15 protein-coding genes are annotated in these 16,029 nt (G+C 54.7%); 10 read left to right on the top strand and 5 right to left on the bottom strand.

The genetic code is table 11. The annotated features are described in order from the left end of the window. Nucleotides 1–65 precede the first annotated feature (65 nt). Nucleotides 66–2,939 (top strand): aminomethyl-transferring glycine dehydrogenase, encoded by a 2,874-nt coding sequence (gene gcvP / locus OGW17_RS18660; protein ID WP_071257875.1) that lies wholly within the window; start codon nt 66–68, stop codon nt 2,937–2,939. A 109-nt stretch (nt 2,940–3,048) separates the two neighbouring features. On the opposite strand, the gene bglA is transcribed toward gcvP, so the two are convergent. Both bglA and OGW17_RS18650 read right to left on the bottom strand, forming a co-directional pair. Beyond that, the gene (gene bglA / locus OGW17_RS18655) at nt 3,049–4,482 is read right to left on the bottom strand and encodes a 6-phospho-beta-glucosidase BglA (RefSeq protein ID WP_071257876.1); all 1,434 of its coding nucleotides are present in this window, start codon (nt 4,480–4,482) and stop codon (nt 3,049–3,051) included. A 120-nt stretch (nt 4,483–4,602) separates the two neighbouring features. Continuing rightward, a complete protein-coding gene (locus tag OGW17_RS18650; RefSeq protein WP_012135006.1) occupies nt 4,603–5,331 on the bottom strand; it encodes a MurR/RpiR family transcriptional regulator in 729 nt (242 codons plus the stop codon). A 52-nt stretch (nt 5,332–5,383) separates the two neighbouring features. Between OGW17_RS18650 and yqfB the strand changes: the two genes are divergently transcribed. Beyond that, complete coding sequence (gene yqfB, locus OGW17_RS18645; protein WP_047461422.1) at nt 5,384–5,695, top strand: N(4)-acetylcytidine aminohydrolase; 312 nt, start codon at nt 5,384–5,386, stop codon at nt 5,693–5,695. Nucleotides 5,696–5,856: 161 nt separating this feature from the next. Further along, the gene (gene trhA, locus OGW17_RS18640; RefSeq protein ID WP_012135004.1) at nt 5,857–6,516 is read left to right on the top strand and encodes a PAQR family membrane homeostasis protein TrhA; all 660 of its coding nucleotides are present in this window, start codon (nt 5,857–5,859) and stop codon (nt 6,514–6,516) included. A gap of 96 nt (nt 6,517–6,612) precedes the next feature. Here the strand turns inward: trhA and ygfZ are convergent, their stop codons facing one another. Beyond that, nucleotides 6,613–7,593, bottom strand: coding sequence for a tRNA-modifying protein YgfZ (ygfZ, locus tag OGW17_RS18635; protein WP_049008970.1), 981 nt, complete (start codon nt 7,591–7,593; stop codon nt 6,613–6,615). A gap of 256 nt (nt 7,594–7,849) precedes the next feature. Between ygfZ and sdhE the strand changes: the two genes are divergently transcribed. Then, entirely contained in the window at nt 7,850–8,116 is a 267-nt protein-coding gene (gene sdhE, locus OGW17_RS18630) for an FAD assembly factor SdhE (protein ID WP_024130922.1), read from the top strand. After that, nucleotides 8,097–8,504, top strand: coding sequence for a protein YgfX (locus tag OGW17_RS18625; RefSeq protein WP_024130921.1), 408 nt, complete (start codon nt 8,097–8,099; stop codon nt 8,502–8,504). Before sdhE ends, OGW17_RS18625 begins: the two co-directional genes overlap by 20 nt. 97 nt (nt 8,505–8,601) lie before the next feature. On the opposite strand, the gene fldB is transcribed toward OGW17_RS18625, so the two are convergent. Next, a complete protein-coding gene (fldB, locus tag OGW17_RS18620; RefSeq protein ID WP_012134999.1) occupies nt 8,602–9,126 on the bottom strand; it encodes a flavodoxin FldB in 525 nt (174 codons plus the stop codon). A 103-nt stretch (nt 9,127–9,229) separates the two neighbouring features. Here fldB and xerD point away from each other — a divergent pair, with 103 nt between their 5' ends. The 5 genes from xerD (at nt 9,230) to lysS (ending at nt 15,318) form a co-directional block, all read left to right on the top strand. Then, nucleotides 9,230–10,126 (top strand): site-specific tyrosine recombinase XerD, encoded by an 897-nt coding sequence (gene xerD, locus OGW17_RS18615; protein WP_012134998.1) that lies wholly within the window; start codon nt 9,230–9,232, stop codon nt 10,124–10,126. A 23-nt stretch (nt 10,127–10,149) separates the two neighbouring features. Continuing rightward, nucleotides 10,150–10,860: a bifunctional protein-disulfide isomerase/oxidoreductase DsbC gene (gene dsbC, locus OGW17_RS18610; RefSeq protein WP_047461435.1), complete on the top strand. Its 711-nt coding sequence runs from the start codon at nt 10,150–10,152 to the stop codon at nt 10,858–10,860. Nucleotides 10,861–10,865: 5 nt separating this feature from the next. Next, nucleotides 10,866–12,599 carry a single-stranded-DNA-specific exonuclease RecJ gene (gene recJ / locus OGW17_RS18605; protein ID WP_071257877.1) on the top strand — a complete coding sequence of 578 codons (1,734 nt, stop codon included), beginning with the start codon at nt 10,866–10,868 and terminating at the stop codon, nt 12,597–12,599. 93 nt (nt 12,600–12,692) lie between these two features. Continuing rightward, nucleotides 12,693–13,791, top strand: a protein-coding gene (prfB, locus tag OGW17_RS18600) for a peptide chain release factor 2 (protein ID WP_114647219.1) whose coding sequence is annotated in 2 segments (ribosomal slippage) — nt 12,693–12,767 and nt 12,769–13,791 — 1,098 coding nt in all. Because the reading frame shifts where the segments join, the coding sequence is not laid out codon by codon here. A 9-nt stretch (nt 13,792–13,800) separates the two neighbouring features. Further along, the gene (lysS, locus tag OGW17_RS18595) at nt 13,801–15,318 is read left to right on the top strand and encodes a lysine--tRNA ligase (protein WP_012134993.1); all 1,518 of its coding nucleotides are present in this window, start codon (nt 13,801–13,803) and stop codon (nt 15,316–15,318) included. A 99-nt stretch (nt 15,319–15,417) separates the two neighbouring features. On the opposite strand, the gene idi is transcribed toward lysS, so the two are convergent. Further along, a complete protein-coding gene (gene idi / locus OGW17_RS18590; RefSeq protein ID WP_071257878.1) occupies nt 15,418–15,963 on the bottom strand; it encodes an isopentenyl-diphosphate Delta-isomerase in 546 nt (181 codons plus the stop codon). Nucleotides 15,964–16,029 lie beyond the last annotated feature (66 nt).

Raw genomic sequence — 16,029 nt, 5'->3', positions numbered from 1 at the left:
AGCGCCACCGGGCAATTGAGCCAGAGACAATCACGATTCACTGCACGTTTCAGGAACCATCGCCCATGACACAGACGCTAAGCCAGCTTGAAAACAGCGGCGCTTTCATTGAACGCCACATTGGACCGGACGCCGCACAGCAGCAAGAGATGCTGAATACCGTTGGCGCCGAGTCGTTAAACGCGCTGATCGGCCAGATTGTGCCGAAAGACATTCAGCTTGCCACGCCGCCGCAGGTAGGTGAAGCGGCGACGGAATACGCCGCGCTGGCAGAATTAAAAGCGATTGCCGGTCGCAACAAGCGCTTCACGTCTTACATTGGCATGGGTTATACCGCGGTGCAGTTGCCGCCGGTTATCCTGCGCAATATGCTGGAAAATCCGGGCTGGTACACCGCGTATACGCCTTATCAGCCGGAAGTTTCGCAGGGGCGTCTGGAAGCGCTGCTGAATTTCCAGCAGGTGACGCTGGATCTGACCGGGCTGGATATGGCCTCCGCTTCGTTGCTGGATGAAGCAACCGCTGCCGCAGAAGCGATGGCGATGGCAAAACGCATCAGCAAACTGAAAAACGCCAACCGCTTCTTTGTCGCCTCTGACGTTCACCCGCAAACGCTGGACGTCGTGCGCACCCGCGCGGAGACCTTCGGTTTTGATGTGATCGTCGATGACGCGGAAAAAGTGCTGGATCACCAGGATGTGTTCGGCGTGCTGTTGCAGCAGGTTGGCACCACCGGTGAAGTCCACGACTACAGCGCGCTGATTAGCGAACTGAAGTCACGTAAAGTTATCGTCAGCGTGGCCGCCGATTTTATGGCGCTGGTGCTGCTGACGGCGCCGGGTAAACAGGGCGCGGACATTGTGTTCGGCTCTGCGCAACGCTTCGGCGTACCGATGGGCTACGGCGGCCCACACGCGGCGTTCTTTGCCGCCAAAGATGAATTCAAACGTTCCATGCCGGGCCGTATTATCGGCGTATCGAAAGATGCGGCGGGCAATACCGCACTGCGTATGGCGATGCAGACTCGCGAGCAGCATATCCGTCGCGAGAAAGCGAACTCCAATATTTGTACTTCGCAGGTGCTGCTGGCCAACATTGCCAGCCTGTATGCCGTTTATCACGGTCCGGTTGGGCTGAAGCGCATTGCTAATCGCATTCACCGCCTGACCGACATTCTGGCGGCGGGCCTGCAACAAAAAGGGCTGAAACTGCGCTATGCGCATTACTTCGACACCCTGTGCGTAGAGGTGGCCGATAAAGCCGCCGTCCTGGCGCGCGCGGAGGCCGCAGAGATCAACCTGCGCAGCGACATCCACAACGCTGTCGGCATCACGCTGGATGAAACGACAACCCGCGAAAACGTGCTGCAACTGTTCTCTGTACTGCTGGGCGACGACCACGGTCTGAACATTGATACGCTGGATAAAGACGTGGCGCACGATAGCCGCTCTATCCAGGAGAGTATGCTGCGTGATGACGCGATCCTGACGCACCCGGTGTTCAACCGTTACCACAGCGAAACGGAGATGATGCGCTACATGCACTCGCTGGAGCGTAAAGATCTGGCGCTGAACCAGGCAATGATCCCGCTGGGTTCCTGTACCATGAAGCTGAACGCTGCGGCGGAGATGATCCCCATCACCTGGCCGGAATTTGCGGAACTGCATCCGTTCTGCCCGGCAGATCAGGCGGAAGGGTATCATCAGATGATCAACCAGCTTTCTGACTGGCTGGTGAAACTGACGGGCTATGACGCCGTGTGTATGCAGCCGAACTCCGGCGCGCAGGGCGAATACGCGGGTCTGCTGGCGATTCGTCATTATCATGAAAGCCGCAACGACGGGCATCGCGATATCTGTCTGATCCCGGCCTCCGCTCACGGCACCAACCCGGCTTCCGCACAGATGGCGGGTATGCAGGTGGTGGTGGTCGCATGCGATAAGAACGGCAACATCGATCTGGCGGATCTGCGCGCTAAAGCCGAGCAGGCGGGTGACAATCTCTCTTGCATCATGGTGACTTACCCATCCACCCACGGCGTGTACGAAGAAACCATTCGTGAAGTGTGCGAGATCGTGCATCAGTTCGGCGGCCAGGTATACCTCGATGGCGCAAACATGAACGCGCAGGTTGGCATTACCTCTCCGGGCTTCATCGGCGCGGATGTTTCACACCTCAACCTGCATAAAACCTTCTGCATTCCGCACGGCGGCGGCGGCCCGGGTATGGGGCCGATTGGCGTGAAATCACATCTGGCGCCGTTTGTTCCGGGTCACAGCGTGGTGCAGATCGAAGGGATGCTGACCCGTCAGGGCGCGGTGTCCGCCGCACCGTTCGGCAGCGCATCCATTCTGCCGATCAGCTGGATGTACATCCGCATGATGGGCGCGGAAGGGCTGAAGCAGGCGAGCCAGGTGGCGATTCTGAACGCCAACTATATCGCCAGCCGCCTGAAAGACGCGTATCCGGTGCTGTATACCGGTCGCGATGGCCGCGTGGCGCACGAGTGTATTCTCGACATCCGCCCGCTGAAAGAAGAAACCGGCATCAGCGAGCTGGATATTGCCAAGCGTTTGATCGACTACGGCTTCCACGCGCCGACCATGTCGTTCCCGGTGGCGGGAACGTTGATGGTTGAACCGACGGAATCTGAAAGCAAGATGGAGCTGGATCGCTTTATCAATGCGATGCTGGCGATTCGTGCGGAAATCGATCGCGTGAAAGCTGGTGAGTGGCCGCTGGAGGATAACCCGCTGGTTAACGCGCCGCACACGCAGAATGAGCTGGTCGCGGAGTGGAACCACGGATACAGCCGTGAAGTCGCGGTGTTCCCGGCGGGGGTAGCGAACAAGTACTGGCCGACCGTGAAACGCCTTGATGACGTTTACGGCGACCGTAACCTGTTCTGCTCCTGCGTACCGATGAGCGAATATCAGTAATCTCTCTGCCATGCTGTAGGCCGGGTAAGCGCAAGCGCTACCCGGCTTTTTTTATTCGGAGACAGAACTTGTCGGCCGGATAAGGTATTAGCCGCCACCCGGCAAAAAATTACAGCTTCTCGCCGTTGCTGGAGATAACCTCTTTATACCAGGTAAAACTTTTCTTCCGCGAGCGCGCCATATCGCCGCTGCCGTCGTCATGCTTGTTCACGTAAATAAAACCGTAACGTTTGCTGTATTGTCCGGTCGTGAATGACACGCAGTCGATGCAGCCCCACGGCGTATAGCCCATCAGATCCACGCCATCATACGTCACCGCTTTCATCATCTCTTCTACGTGAGCACGCAGATAGTCGATGCGGTAATCGTCGTTGATGCTACCGTCTTCTTCCACTTTGTCGTAGGCGCCAAACCCATTTTCCACAATAAACAGCGGCTTCTGATAGCGTTCATACAGCTCGCACAGGGAATAACGCAGGCCGACCGGGTCAATCTGCCAGCCCCAGTCGGAAGCTTTGACGTGCGGATTCGGCACGCTGCCCTCGAAGCCGGAAATGGCATCGCCGCTACCGCCTTCTGCTTTTACTGCGTTAGTCATGTAATAGCTGAAGCCAAGGTAATCGCAGGTGCCTTCGCGCAGAATCTCCGCGTCGCCAGCGTCCATGTTGATGTTAAAGCCGCGACGTTCCCATTCGTTCAGTACATAAGACGGGTAGTAGCCGCGTAGCTGAACGTCGGTAAACACATAGCGCTCACGCATGGATTCCTGCGCGAACATGACATCTTCCGGCTTACAGGAAAACGGATAGAGCGCGACCATCGCCAGCATACAGCCGACCTTCATCTCCGGGTTGATGCGGCGTGCCGCCTTCACCGCCAGCGCGCTGGCGACGAACTGGTGATGCAGCACCTGATACATGGTTTCTTCCGGGTTTTCATGCTCGGTATACACCACGCCGGAACAGCAGTAGCCAAACAGCGGCGCGCGCCAGTTGCGCTGGTTGTTGATCTCGTTGAAGGTCATCCAGTATTTGACTTTGTGCTTGTAGCGCTCAAATACCACCTCCGCGAAGCGGACGAAGAAATCCACCACTTTACGGTTGGTCCAGCCGCCGTATTGCTGTACCAGATGCAGCGGCATTTCAAAGTGGGAGAGGGTGATGACCGGTTCGATGTTGTATCTGAGCAACTCATCGAACATATCATCGTAGAATTTCAGCCCTTCTTCGTTCGGCTGCGTCTCGTCACCCTGCGGGAAAATGCGGGTCCAGGCGATGGAGGTGCGAAAGCATTTAAAACCCATCTCGGCGAACAGCTTAATGTCTTCTTTATAGTGACCGTAAAAATCGACCGCTTCATGGTTCGGATAATATTTACCCGCTACGACTTGTCGGGTGATTTCACGCGGTACGCCATGCGCTCCGCCGGTCAGCACATCACAGATGCTCGGCCCTTTGCCGCCTTTGTTCCAGCCGCCTTCAACCTGATGAGCGGCAACTGCGCCGCCCCATAAGAAATCTTTTGGTAAGGTGAGTTTTTTCATTGTTGCTCAATCTCAAATTAATACAATCTGGTTTTGAGTCTAACAAAGGAAGGCAAAAAGTCACGATATAACAAAATAGCGCTGGTGTAATTTGTTACGCCCAAAAAACAATTTGTTTTTTTACGCTAATTTTTTCGCCAGCTTACGGCCTAATGATTCAAGAATATAGATAACGGGGATCTGCGTTGTAATATCATAAACGCCAGCAATACGGGTTTGTGGTACATGCCAGGAGAGATTAAAATCGGCCAGCTTTGCCAGCGCCGAATGTTCATGGCTGGTAATCGACAGCACTTTGCAGTTGTGCAGGCTGAACTGGCTGGCAAAGCGCAGGATCTCCGCAGTCTCTCCCGATACTGAAAGCACAATCGCCAGCGCGTTTTTTGCCATATCGTTGGTGACCGGAAAATAAGGATCATCAATATGATTACTGAATTTCCCGACGTTAGAGAAAAAACGTGCGCCATATTTTGCCAGCGCGCCGGAAGTTCCTGCGCCGACAAATATAATACGTTCGGAAGATAAAATGATATCGACAGCCTGATCGAGTAATTTATCAAACTCATCGTTATTGACGCTTTTAAAGAAACTGATAATTTCGCTGGCGCCAAAATTAGCCTGTTGCGGCTCATCCTGCTCTAAATATAATTTAAAGCGCACGCGGAATTCAGAGTAGCCGTCACAGTGAAGTTTGCGACAAAAGCGCAGCACGGTGGTGGTGGAAACGCCCACGGCATCAGCCAGTTCGCGAATGGTCATGTACATGACTTTGTCACGGTTTTTGATGACATAGTTGTAGACCAGCATCTCAAGATTGTTGAGACTGGCGATGGCAGCGTGGGAGAACATACTCACAATGGCAAAACTCACTCATCAGACTTCATCTATAGGGAATAATAACATGCAGCCAAATGACATCACTTTTTTTCAGCGTTTCCAGGATGACATTCTGGCCGGACGCAAAACTATCACCATTCGTGACGAGTCTGAATCACACTTCAAAGCCGGGGATATTCTACGGGTTGGACGCTTCGAAGATGAGGGTTACTTCTGCACAATTGAGGTTGTTGGCACTTCAACCGTCACGCTGGACACGCTGACGGAAAAACATGCCCGGCAGGAAAACATGACGCTTGAAGAACTTAAACATGTGATTGCCGGGATTTACCCGGATCAGACGCAATTTTATGTGATTGATTTTAAATGCCTTTGATTTTAATGAACAACTGTTAGTTGAAAAATAAGTTTCAACATCATGATTTAAAAAGATTAATCTTAAGTTGATATTTATTTTAGCTAACAGGTGTTCACTGGAACCATTCTCAGTTACGCTAGAAACGCTATCACGATTGTGAACGTTCTTTGGAGTAAGCTATGGTGCAGAAACCATTAATCGCACAGGGATATTCGCTGGCAGAGGAAATTGCCAATAGCATCAGCCACGGTATTGGGTTGGTGTTTGGTATTGTCGGTCTGGTGCTGTTACTGGTTCAGGCGGTAGACGCGAATGCCAGTGCAACGGCCATTACCAGCTACAGCCTGTACGGCGGCAGCATGATCCTGCTGTTTCTTGCTTCAACCCTCTACCACGCGATTCCGCATCAGCGGGCGAAGATCTGGCTGAAAAAATTCGACCACTGCGCTATCTATCTGCTGATTGCCGGAACCTATACGCCGTTTTTGCTGGTGGGGCTGGATTCGCCGCTGGCGCGTGGGCTGATGATTGTCATCTGGAGCCTGGCGCTGCTCGGTATTTTATTCAAGCTGACTATTGCCCACCGGTTTAAGGTTCTCTCGCTGGTAACGTATTTAACGATGGGGTGGCTGTCGCTGATTGTGGTTTATCAACTGGCGATCAAACTGGCGGCGGGAGGCGTGACGCTGCTGGCGGTCGGCGGCGTGGTCTATTCGCTAGGCGTGATTTTCTACGTCTGCAAACGCATTCCCTATAACCATGCAATCTGGCACGGGTTCGTGCTGGGCGGCAGCGTGTGCCACTTTCTGGCGATCTATCTGTATGTAGGGCAGGTCTGACACACTGTTGCCGGATGGCGGCTACGCCTTATCCGGCCTACATGGCGTACTGAACCGTAGGCCTGATAAGCGCAGCGCCATCAGGCGTTATTCTTTTCACTCTTCCAGCGAATAGGGCAGCGGTACGATGTGCAGAGTATTCGCATCATCGCGTACGCGAAATACGCTGTCAGCTTCCATATCGTTGTTCATGACCACCTGCACCAGAACCTGGCCGTCATCCAGTTGCACTGCCGCAAGAACGGTGCCGGTACGACGCCAGTTCTCACCCATCTGCAACTCCAGATCTTCTCCGGCTTCCGGTACGCGGCTGGCTTTACCCGCCAGAGACCAGAGCGCGCGTTTGTTCGCACCGCGGAATTTTGCCCGGGCGACCATCTCCTGCCCGCTGTAGCAGCCTTTCTTAAAGCTGATGCCGCCCAGCGCCTGTAGGTTGGTTGCCTGCGGTATAAATTGCCCGCTGTTCGCGGAGTCAATGACCGGAATGCCCGCTTCAATATCCAGCGCCAGCCACTGCTGGCTGTTGTTCAGCGCCGCTTCGCCACGCAGTTTTTCAGTCAGGGATTCAGCCGTGGCGACATCCGTAATCAGCAGAAAACGTTCCGCCGGATGTTCAAACCAAAGCAGGGTGGACGCTCCTTCGCTCACGACCTGTTTTTCGCTGTTCGGTAACTCGCTAAAGATATTCGCCAGCGCTGCGCGAGCCTGAAAACCAGCGATACCGAGCAGAACACGCTCATCGTCAGGCGCGATCGCGACTTTAGAGAACACGGCGTATTTTTTCAGCTCGGTCAGTTGGGCCTCGCGCAGACTGCGGCGTTCGATCCAGGCAAAACCGTCGCCGTCGCGGAACAGACGCAGGTTGCTCCACATCTTCCCTTTTGCATCGCAATGGGCGACCAGTAAGTGTTGCTGTTCGGTAAGCTGGTTGACGTCCGCGGTGACCTGACCTTGCATATACTTCTCGCTGTCGGCGCCGGTGATCGAGGCCAGCGCCCAGTCATCGAGAGTGATCAGCGTCAGAGGCAAACGGGCTGACGCGGACGGTTGACGAGGAGGAAAAGGTGTAAAAGCCATAATAATGTCCTGATTTGCTTAACGCAGTAATAGTGACTAATGGTAAAAGAGCTATAGCCCATTGCAAGCGGTTTAAACATCCCATTTGTGCCTTATCGCCCGCTTTGCGAGGCGCGATGCAAAATCGATGAACCCTTTGACTTAATGTGGTTTTATTTGCCGATCATGCTTCCGTTTATGGAGATTCCCGTAAAAGAACATGAAAAACACGTTACAATAGCCGGGTACTTCATTTTCGCGAGACAGGAAGAAGAACATGGATATTAATAACAAAGCACGTATTCATTGGGCATGCCGTCGCGGTATGCGTGAGCTCGACATTTCTATCATGCCGTTTTTCGAACATGAGTACGATAACTTAAGCGATGAAGAAAAATGCATCTTTGTTCGTTTGCTGGAATGCGACGATCCTGATTTATTTAACTGGTTGATGAACCACGGTAAACCGGGTGATGCAGAGCTGGAACAAATGGTGAAACTCATCCAGACACGGAATCGGGAACGTGGTCCTGTGGCAATCTGATTTACGCGTCTCCTGGCGCGCACAATGGCTCTCTTTGCTCATTCATGGGCTTGTCGCCGCATTGGTTTTATTGATGCCCTGGCCATTGAGCTACACGCCGCTCTGGCTGATATTGCTTTCGCTGGTGGTGTTCGACTGTGTGCGCAGTCAGCGGCGGATTAATACCCGGCAGGGCGAAATTAAACTGCTGATGGATGGGCGTTTACGTTGGCAAGGGCAAGACTGGACGATTCAGGGGCCGCCCTGGATGCTTAAAACTGGCATGATGCTGCGTTTGCGCGCCGACAGCGGGAAGCGTCAGCACTTGTGGCTGGCGGCAGACAGCATGGATGACGCCGAGTGGCGGGATTTACGGCGGTTAATGTTGCAACAGGCGACGCAGGGGTAACGCCAACGAAGGCCTGATGGCGCGCAGCTTTAAGGCCTACGGTTCGGTGCGCCATGCAGGCCGGACAGGGCGTTCACGCCGCCATCCGGCAAAACGGTCAGCAGGAATAGTGCTCTGCCATCTCACCGAGAATTTGCTCGCACCAGGCCTGGATGCGCTCATCGCTGAGATCGTACTGGTTGGTTTCATCCAGCGCCAGGCCGACAAAAAGTTGCCCATCGGCAATGACCGGTTTCGGGCTGGTGAACTCATAGCCTTCGGTAGGCCAGTAGCCGACAAATTTAACGCCTTTGGTGACAAGTTTGTCATGCAGCATACCCAGCGCATCCAGGAACCACTCGCCGTAGCCTAACTGGTCGCCCATGCCGTAGAGCGCGACAATTTTGCCTTCCAGCTTGAGATCGTCCAGTTGATTCCAGACGGCTTCCCAGTCTTCCTGTATTTCACCAAAATCCCAGGTCGGAATGCCTAAAATGAGCACATCGTACTGCTCCATTAAGGTCGGAGAGTCATCCTTGAGGTTGTGTAATGTGACCAGTTCCGGGCCAATAATGTCGCGAATTTTTTCCGCTGCCATTTCGGTATAGCAGGTGCTGGAACCATAAAAAAGGCCGATATTCATGACGTACTGCTCTCGATTCTTGCGATGACGATGCGGCTAGTGTACCAGAAAGGCGTCGGCTTCAGGCATAATGGCGTTGATTTAACACGCAGAGGGGCCCGAGATGGATAAGGATCTGGCGCGTATCGAGCAGTTTCTCGATGCCCTGTGGCTGGAGCGTAATCTGGCGGAAAATACGCTGAGCGCGTATCGGCGCGACTTGTCGATGGTGGTCGAATGGTTGCATCATCGTGGAAAAACGCTGGCGACGGTGCAGAGCGATGATTTACAAACGCTGCTGGCGGAACGTATGGATGGCGGGTATAAAGCCACCAGTTCCGCACGGTTGTTGAGCGCCACGCGGCGCTTCTTTCAGCATCTGTACCGTGAAAAATTTCGTGAGGACGATCCGAGCGCGCAGCTCGCGTCGCCCAAACTTCCGCAGCGTTTGCCAAAAGATCTCAGCGAAGCACAAGTTGAGAGATTATTACAGTCGCCAGTTGTTGACCAACCGCTGGAATTACGCGACAAAGCAATGCTGGAAGTGCTGTATGCGACGGGCCTGCGCGTTTCTGAGCTGGTCGGGCTGACCATGAGCGATATCAGCCTGCGCCAGGGCGTCGTGCGGGTTATCGGTAAAGGCAATAAAGAACGTCTGGTGCCGTTGGGCGAAGAGGCGGTGTACTGGCTGGAGACGTATCTGGAGCACGGGCGCCCGTGGCTGTTGAACGGCGTGTCGATTGACGTTTTGTTTCCCAGCCAGCGGGCGCAACAAATGACGCGTCAGACCTTCTGGCACCGCATTAAACACTATGCCGTGCTGGCGGGAATCGACAGCGAAAAGCTGTCGCCGCACGTTTTGCGTCACGCTTTCGCCACCCATTTGCTGAATCATGGCGCTGACTTACGCGTTGTACAGATGCTGCTTGGGCATAGCGATCTCTCGACCACACAAATTTATACTCATGTCGCAACGGAGCGCTTGCGTCAACTTCATCAACAGCATCACCCGCGAGCGTGAGTGCTGACAGGAAAGGATAGGTTATGAAAAAACGTTTTATGATGTTCACCCTGCTGGCGGCATTTTCGGGAATGGTTCATGCGGACGATGCAGCCATTCGCCAGTCGCTGACTAAGCTGGGCGTGCAGAGCACGGAAATTCAGCCCGCGCCGGTTGCAGGCATGAAAACCGTGCTGACCAACAGCGGCGTGCTGTACGTCACCGACGATGGTAAGCATATTATTCAGGGGCCGATGTATGACGTCAGCGGCGCGTCGCCGGTAAATGTCACCAATCAGTTGCTGATGAAACACCTGAATGCGCTGGAAAAAGAGATGATTGTTTACAAAGCGCCGCAGGAAAAACACGTCATCACCATCTTTACCGACATCACCTGCGGCTACTGTCACAAGCTGCATGAAGAGATGAAAGACTACAACGCGCTGGGGATTACCGTGCGTTATCTGGCCTTCCCGCGCCAGGGGCTGGAAAGCCAGGCCGAGCAGGATATGAAGTCCATCTGGTGCGCGAAAGACCGAAACAAAGCCTTTGATGACGCGATGGCGGGCAAAGGCGTGAAAGCCGCCACCTGCGATATCGATATCGCCAATCATTATGCGCTGGGCGTGCAGTTCGGCGTGAGCGGCACGCCAGCGATTGTGCTGAGCAACGGCTATGTGGTGCCTGGCTATCAGGGGCCGAAAGAGATGAAGGCGTTCCTTGACGCGCACCAGAAACAGACCAGCGGTAAATAATTCGCGTGAAACAACAGATACAACTTCGTCGGCGTGAGGCCGACGAGACAGCTGAGCTGCCAGCCGACCTGCCGCCGCTGCTGCGCCGTTTATACGCCAGCCGGGGTGTACATAGCGCGCAGGAGCTGGAGCGTAGCGTAAAAGGGATGCTGCCGTGGCAGCAGCTTAGCGGCGTCGAAAAGGCGGTTGAGATCCTCTATAACGCGTTTCGCGAGGGGACTCGCATCGTCGTCGTGGGCGATTTTGACGCGGATGGCGCCACCAGTACGGCGCTTAGCGTCCTCGGTATGCGTTCGCTGGGCTGTAACAATATCAGCTACCTGGTGCCAAACCGTTTTGAAGACGGCTACGGATTAAGCCCGGAAGTGGTCGAGCAGGCGCATGCTCGCGGCGCGCAGCTGATTGTGACGGTGGATAACGGTATCTCTTCTCATGCCGGTGTGGAACATGCCAGAGCGTTGGGGATTCCGGTGGTGGTGACCGATCACCACCTGCCGGGCGATACGCTACCTGACGCAGAAGCCATCATTAACCCGAATCTGCGAGATTGCGATTTCCCGTCGAAGTCGCTGGCAGGCGTTGGCGTGGCGTTCTATCTGATGCTGGCGCTGCGCACTTTCCTGCGTGATAAAGGCTGGTTTGATGAGCGTGGCATTACGCCGCCGAATCTGGCGGAACTGCTCGACCTGGTCGCGTTAGGCACGGTGGCGGACGTGGTGCCGCTGGACGCCAATAACCGCATCCTGACGTGGCAGGGGCTGAGCCGTATCCGCGCCGGGAAATGTCGCCCAGGCATTAAGGCGCTGCTTGAGGTGTCGAACCGCGATCCGCAGAAGCTGGCGGCCAGCGATTTAGGCTTTGCGCTGGGGCCGCGTCTGAATGCCGCAGGGCGGCTGGATGATATGTCCGTCGGCGTGGCGTTGCTGCTGTGCGATAACATCGGCGAAGCGCGGGTGCTGGCGAATGAGCTGGATGCGCTGAACCAGACGCGTAAAGAGATCGAACAGGGGATGCAGGCGGAAGCGCTGACCCTGTGCGAGAAACTGGAACGCAGCCGTGAAACGCTGCCTGGCGGCCTGGCGATGTACCATCCAGAATGGCATCAGGGCGTGGTCGGCATTCTGGCTTCGCGCATTAAAGAGCGCTTCCATCGCCCGGTGATTGCCTTTGCGCCCGCCGGTGACGGTACGCTGAAAGGTTCCGGTCGTTCCATTCAGGGGCTGCATATGCGCGATGCGCTGGAGCGTCTGGATACGCTGTATCCGGGGATGATGCTCAAATTCGGCGGCCATGCGATGGCGGCAGGATTGTCGCTGGAAGAGGCGCAGTTTGAACATTTCCAGCAGCGTTTTGGCGAGCTGGTGACCGAATGGCTCGACCCATCTCTGCTACAGGGCGAAGTGGTTTCTGATGGCCCGCTGAGCGTGGCTGAGATGACGATGGAAGTGGCGCAACTGCTGCGTGACGCAGGGCCGTGGGGGCAGATGTTCCCGGAACCGCTGTTTGACGGACGTTTTCGCCTGTTGCAGCAGCGGCTGGTCGGCGAACGCCACCTGAAAGTGATGGTCGAACCGGTTGGCGGCGGCCCGCTGCTGGACGGCATTGCGTTTAACGTTGATACCGCCTGCTGGCCGGATAACGGTGTACGCGAAGTTCAGCTTGCCTATAAGCTGGATATCAACGAGTTTCGCGGCAACCGTAGCCTACAGCTGATCATTGATCACCTCTGGCCAAATTGACAACAGTATATTGTATATTAATGAGAGCGCGAATCCGGTAGAATTCCGCTCTTATCACTGCATTTTGACTAGTCCAATAAAAGAAATCAGACCATGTTTGAAATTAACCCGGTAAATAACCGCATTCAGGACCTCACGGAACGCTCTGACGTTCTTAGGGGGTATCTTTGACTACGATGCCAAGAAAGAGCGTCTGGAAGAAGTAAACGCCGAGCTGGAACAGCCGGATGTCTGGAACGACCCCGAACGCGCGCAGGCGCTGGGCAAAGAGCGTTCCTCCCTTGAAGCGATTGTCGACACCCTCGACCAAATGACTCAGGGTCTGGAAGATGTTTCCGGGCTGCTGGAGCTGGCTGTAGAAGCCGACGACGAAGAAACCTTTAACGAAGCCGTAGCTGAACTCGATACGCTGGAAGAAAAGCTGGCGCAGCTGGAATTCCGTCGTATGTTCTCCGGTGAGTATGACAGCGCGGATTGCTACCTCGATATTCAGGCAGGTTCCGGCGGTACTGAAGCGCAGGACTGGGCAAGCATGCTGGAGCGTATGTATCTGCGCTGGGCAGAAGCGCGCGGCTTTAAAACTGAAATTATTGAAGAGTCTGAAGGTGAAGTCGCGGGGATCAAATCCGTCACCATCAAGATTTCCGGCGAATACGCCTATGGCTGGCTGCGTACCGAAACCGGCGTTCATCGCCTGGTGCGTAAGAGCCCGTTCGATTCCGGCGGTCGTCGTCATACCTCGTTCAGCTCCGCGTTCGTCTACCCGGAAGTTGACGATGATATTGATATCGAGATCAACCCGGCAGACCTGCGTATCGACGTTTATCGCGCATCCGGCGCGGGCGGTCAGCACGTTAACCGTACAGAATCTGCGGTACGTATTACGCACATCCCGACCGGGATTGTGACGCAGTGCCAGAACGACCGTTCCCAGCACAAAAACAAAGACCAGGCCATGAAGCAGATGAAAGCGAAGCTTTATGAACTGGAGATGCAGAAGAAAAATGCCGAGAAACAGGCGATGGAAGATAACAAATCCGACATCGGCTGGGGCAGCCAGATTCGTTCTTATGTCCTTGATGACTCCCGCATTAAAGACTTGCGTACCGGGGTTGAGACCCGCAACACGCAGGCGGTGCTGGATGGCAGCCTGGATCAATTTATCGAAGCAAGTTTGAAAGCAGGGTTATGAGGAACCAACATGTCTGAACAACACGCACAGGGCGCTGACGCGGTAACCGATCTTAACAATGAACTGAAAACGCGCCGCGAGAAGCTGGCTAGCCTGCGCGAGCAGGGTATTCCGTTCCCGAATGATTTTCGTCGCGATCACACCTCAGACCAACTGCACGCTGACTTCGACGCGAAAGAGAACGAAGAACTGGAAGCGCTGAACATCGAAGTGTCCGTTGCGGGCCGTATGATGACCCGTCGTATTATGGGTAAAGCGTCTTTCGTTACGTTGCAGGATGTCGGCGGCCGTATTCAGCTGTACGTTGCCCGTGACGATCTGCCGGAAGGCGTTTACAACGAGCAGTTCAAAAAATGGGATCTGGGCGATATCCTCGGCGCGAAAGGGAAGCTGTTCAAGACCAAAACCGGTGAGCTGTCCATCCACTGCACCGAACTGCGGCTGCTGACCAAAGCGCTTCGTCCGCTGCCGGATAAATTCCACGGCTTGCAGGATCAGGAAGCGCGCTATCGCCAGCGTTACCTGGATCTCATCTCTAACGATGAATCCCGTAACACCTTTAAAGTCCGTTCACAGATTATGGCGGGTATTCGTCAGTTCATGGTGGGCCGCGGCTTTATGGAAGTGGAAACTCCGATGATGCAGGTGATTCCTGGCGGTGCGGCAGCGCGTCCGTTTATCACCCATCACAACGCGCTGGATCTGGACATGTACCTGCGTATCGCGCCGGAACTGTACCTGAAGCGTCTGGTAGTTGGTGGCTTCGAGCGTGTGTTCGAAATCAACCGTAACTTCCGTAACGAAGGGATCTCCGTTCGTCATAACCCAGAGTTCACCATGATGGAACTCTATATGGCGTATGCGGACTATAAAGACCTGATCGAACTGACTGAATCGCTGTTCCGTACGCTGGCGCAGGATATTCTGGGCAAAACTGAAGTGCCTTACGGCGATGAAGTGTTCGACTTCGGCAAGCCGTTCGAAAAACTGACCATGCGCGAGGCTATCAAGAAATACCGTCCTGAAACGGATATGGCCGATCTGGATAACTTCGACTCCGCCAAAGCGATCGCTGAATCTATCGGCATCAAGGTTGAGAAAAGCTGGGGTCTGGGCCGCATCGTAACTGAGATCTTCGAAGAAGTGGCGGAAGCGCACCTGATTCAGCCGACCTTCATTACCGAATATCCGGCAGAGGTTTCTCCGCTGGCGCGCCGTAACGACGTGAACCCGGAAATCACCGACCGCTTTGAATTCTTCATCGGCGGCCGTGAAATCGGTAACGGCTTTAGCGAGCTGAACGATGCAGAAGATCAGGCGCAGCGTTTCCAGGATCAGGTTAACGCGAAAGAAGCCGGTGACGACGAAGCGATGTTCTACGACGAAGACTACGTTACCGCTCTGGAGCACGGCCTGCCGCCGACAGCGGGTCTGGGAATTGGTATCGACCGCATGGTAATGCTGTTCACCAACAGCCACACCATCCGCGACGTGATTCTGTTCCCGGCGATGCGTCCGGTAAAATAAGACGTGAGATGCCGGATGGCGGCTTTGCCTTATCCGGCCTACGTTTTGCACCTCTGTAGGCCCGGTAAGCGTAGCGCCACCGGGCACAAAGCCAGTAAATTACCCCTGGTTATACTCCCGCAACAACTCACGCGCTTGGTCGTCAGACGCCTGCAACACCATCCACGGACTGAACGCCCACGGCGCCGCGCTCAATGCTTGCAGTACGGTTTCCAGGCCGCTCCACTGGTAGTCCATCACTTCATCCGGGTTTACCTGTAGCGCGCTGGTCACCTGCGCGGCGTATACCGGACAGACCTCATTTTCCACGATGCCATTCGGGTCAGTTGCCCGATAGCGAAAATCTGGATAGACGGGCGTCAGGTTGGTAATTTCGACGCCAAGCTCATAACGGCTGCGTCGGATAATTGCCGCTTCAGTGCTTTCTCCCTGCTGTGGGTGTCCGCATACTGAGTTGGTCCAGACTCCCGGCCACGCTTTTTTACTGAGCGAGCGGCGAGTGACCAGCAATTGCCCCTGCGCGTTAAACAACCAGCATGAGAAGGCGAGATGTAAAAGGGTATCAGAGGTATGAGCCGCATATTTCTCCAGTATGCCGTCAGGATTACCCTGCTCATCCAGCAATATGACATGTTCCCCGGTCATAAAAACTCCTGAATATGAAAATAGCCGCATACTGCTGCAAGCCATATACTCTGGCAACTAGCGTAG

This window comes from Citrobacter sp. CK181 (assembly GCF_030333595.1).
Taxonomy (GTDB): domain Bacteria; phylum Pseudomonadota; class Gammaproteobacteria; order Enterobacterales; family Enterobacteriaceae; genus Citrobacter_B; species Citrobacter_B koseri.
This window is presented reverse-complemented; position numbering and strand designations above follow the sequence as displayed.

Coding starts and splice junctions, on each gene's coding strand:
- ygfZ (WP_049008970.1), bottom strand. CDS start 7,593: ATGGCTTTTACACCTTTTCCTCCTCGTCAACCGTCCGCGTCAGCCCGT.
- gcvP (WP_071257875.1), top strand. CDS start 66: ATGACACAGACGCTAAGCCAGCTTGAAAACAGCGGCGCTTTCATTGAA.
- yqfB (WP_047461422.1), top strand. CDS start 5,384: ATGCAGCCAAATGACATCACTTTTTTTCAGCGTTTCCAGGATGACATT.
- bglA (WP_071257876.1), bottom strand. CDS start 4,482: ATGAAAAAACTCACCTTACCAAAAGATTTCTTATGGGGCGGCGCAGTT.
- fldB (WP_012134999.1), bottom strand. CDS start 9,126: ATGAATATCGGCCTTTTTTATGGTTCCAGCACCTGCTATACCGAAATG.
- sdhE (WP_024130922.1), top strand. CDS start 7,850: ATGGATATTAATAACAAAGCACGTATTCATTGGGCATGCCGTCGCGGT.
- xerD (WP_012134998.1), top strand. CDS start 9,230: ATGGATAAGGATCTGGCGCGTATCGAGCAGTTTCTCGATGCCCTGTGG.
- dsbC (WP_047461435.1), top strand. CDS start 10,150: ATGAAAAAACGTTTTATGATGTTCACCCTGCTGGCGGCATTTTCGGGA.
- trhA (WP_012135004.1), top strand. CDS start 5,857: ATGGTGCAGAAACCATTAATCGCACAGGGATATTCGCTGGCAGAGGAA.
- idi (WP_071257878.1), bottom strand. CDS start 15,963: ATGACCGGGGAACATGTCATATTGCTGGATGAGCAGGGTAATCCTGAC.
- lysS (WP_012134993.1), top strand. CDS start 13,801: ATGTCTGAACAACACGCACAGGGCGCTGACGCGGTAACCGATCTTAAC.
- OGW17_RS18650 (WP_012135006.1), bottom strand. CDS start 5,331: ATGTTCTCCCACGCTGCCATCGCCAGTCTCAACAATCTTGAGATGCTG.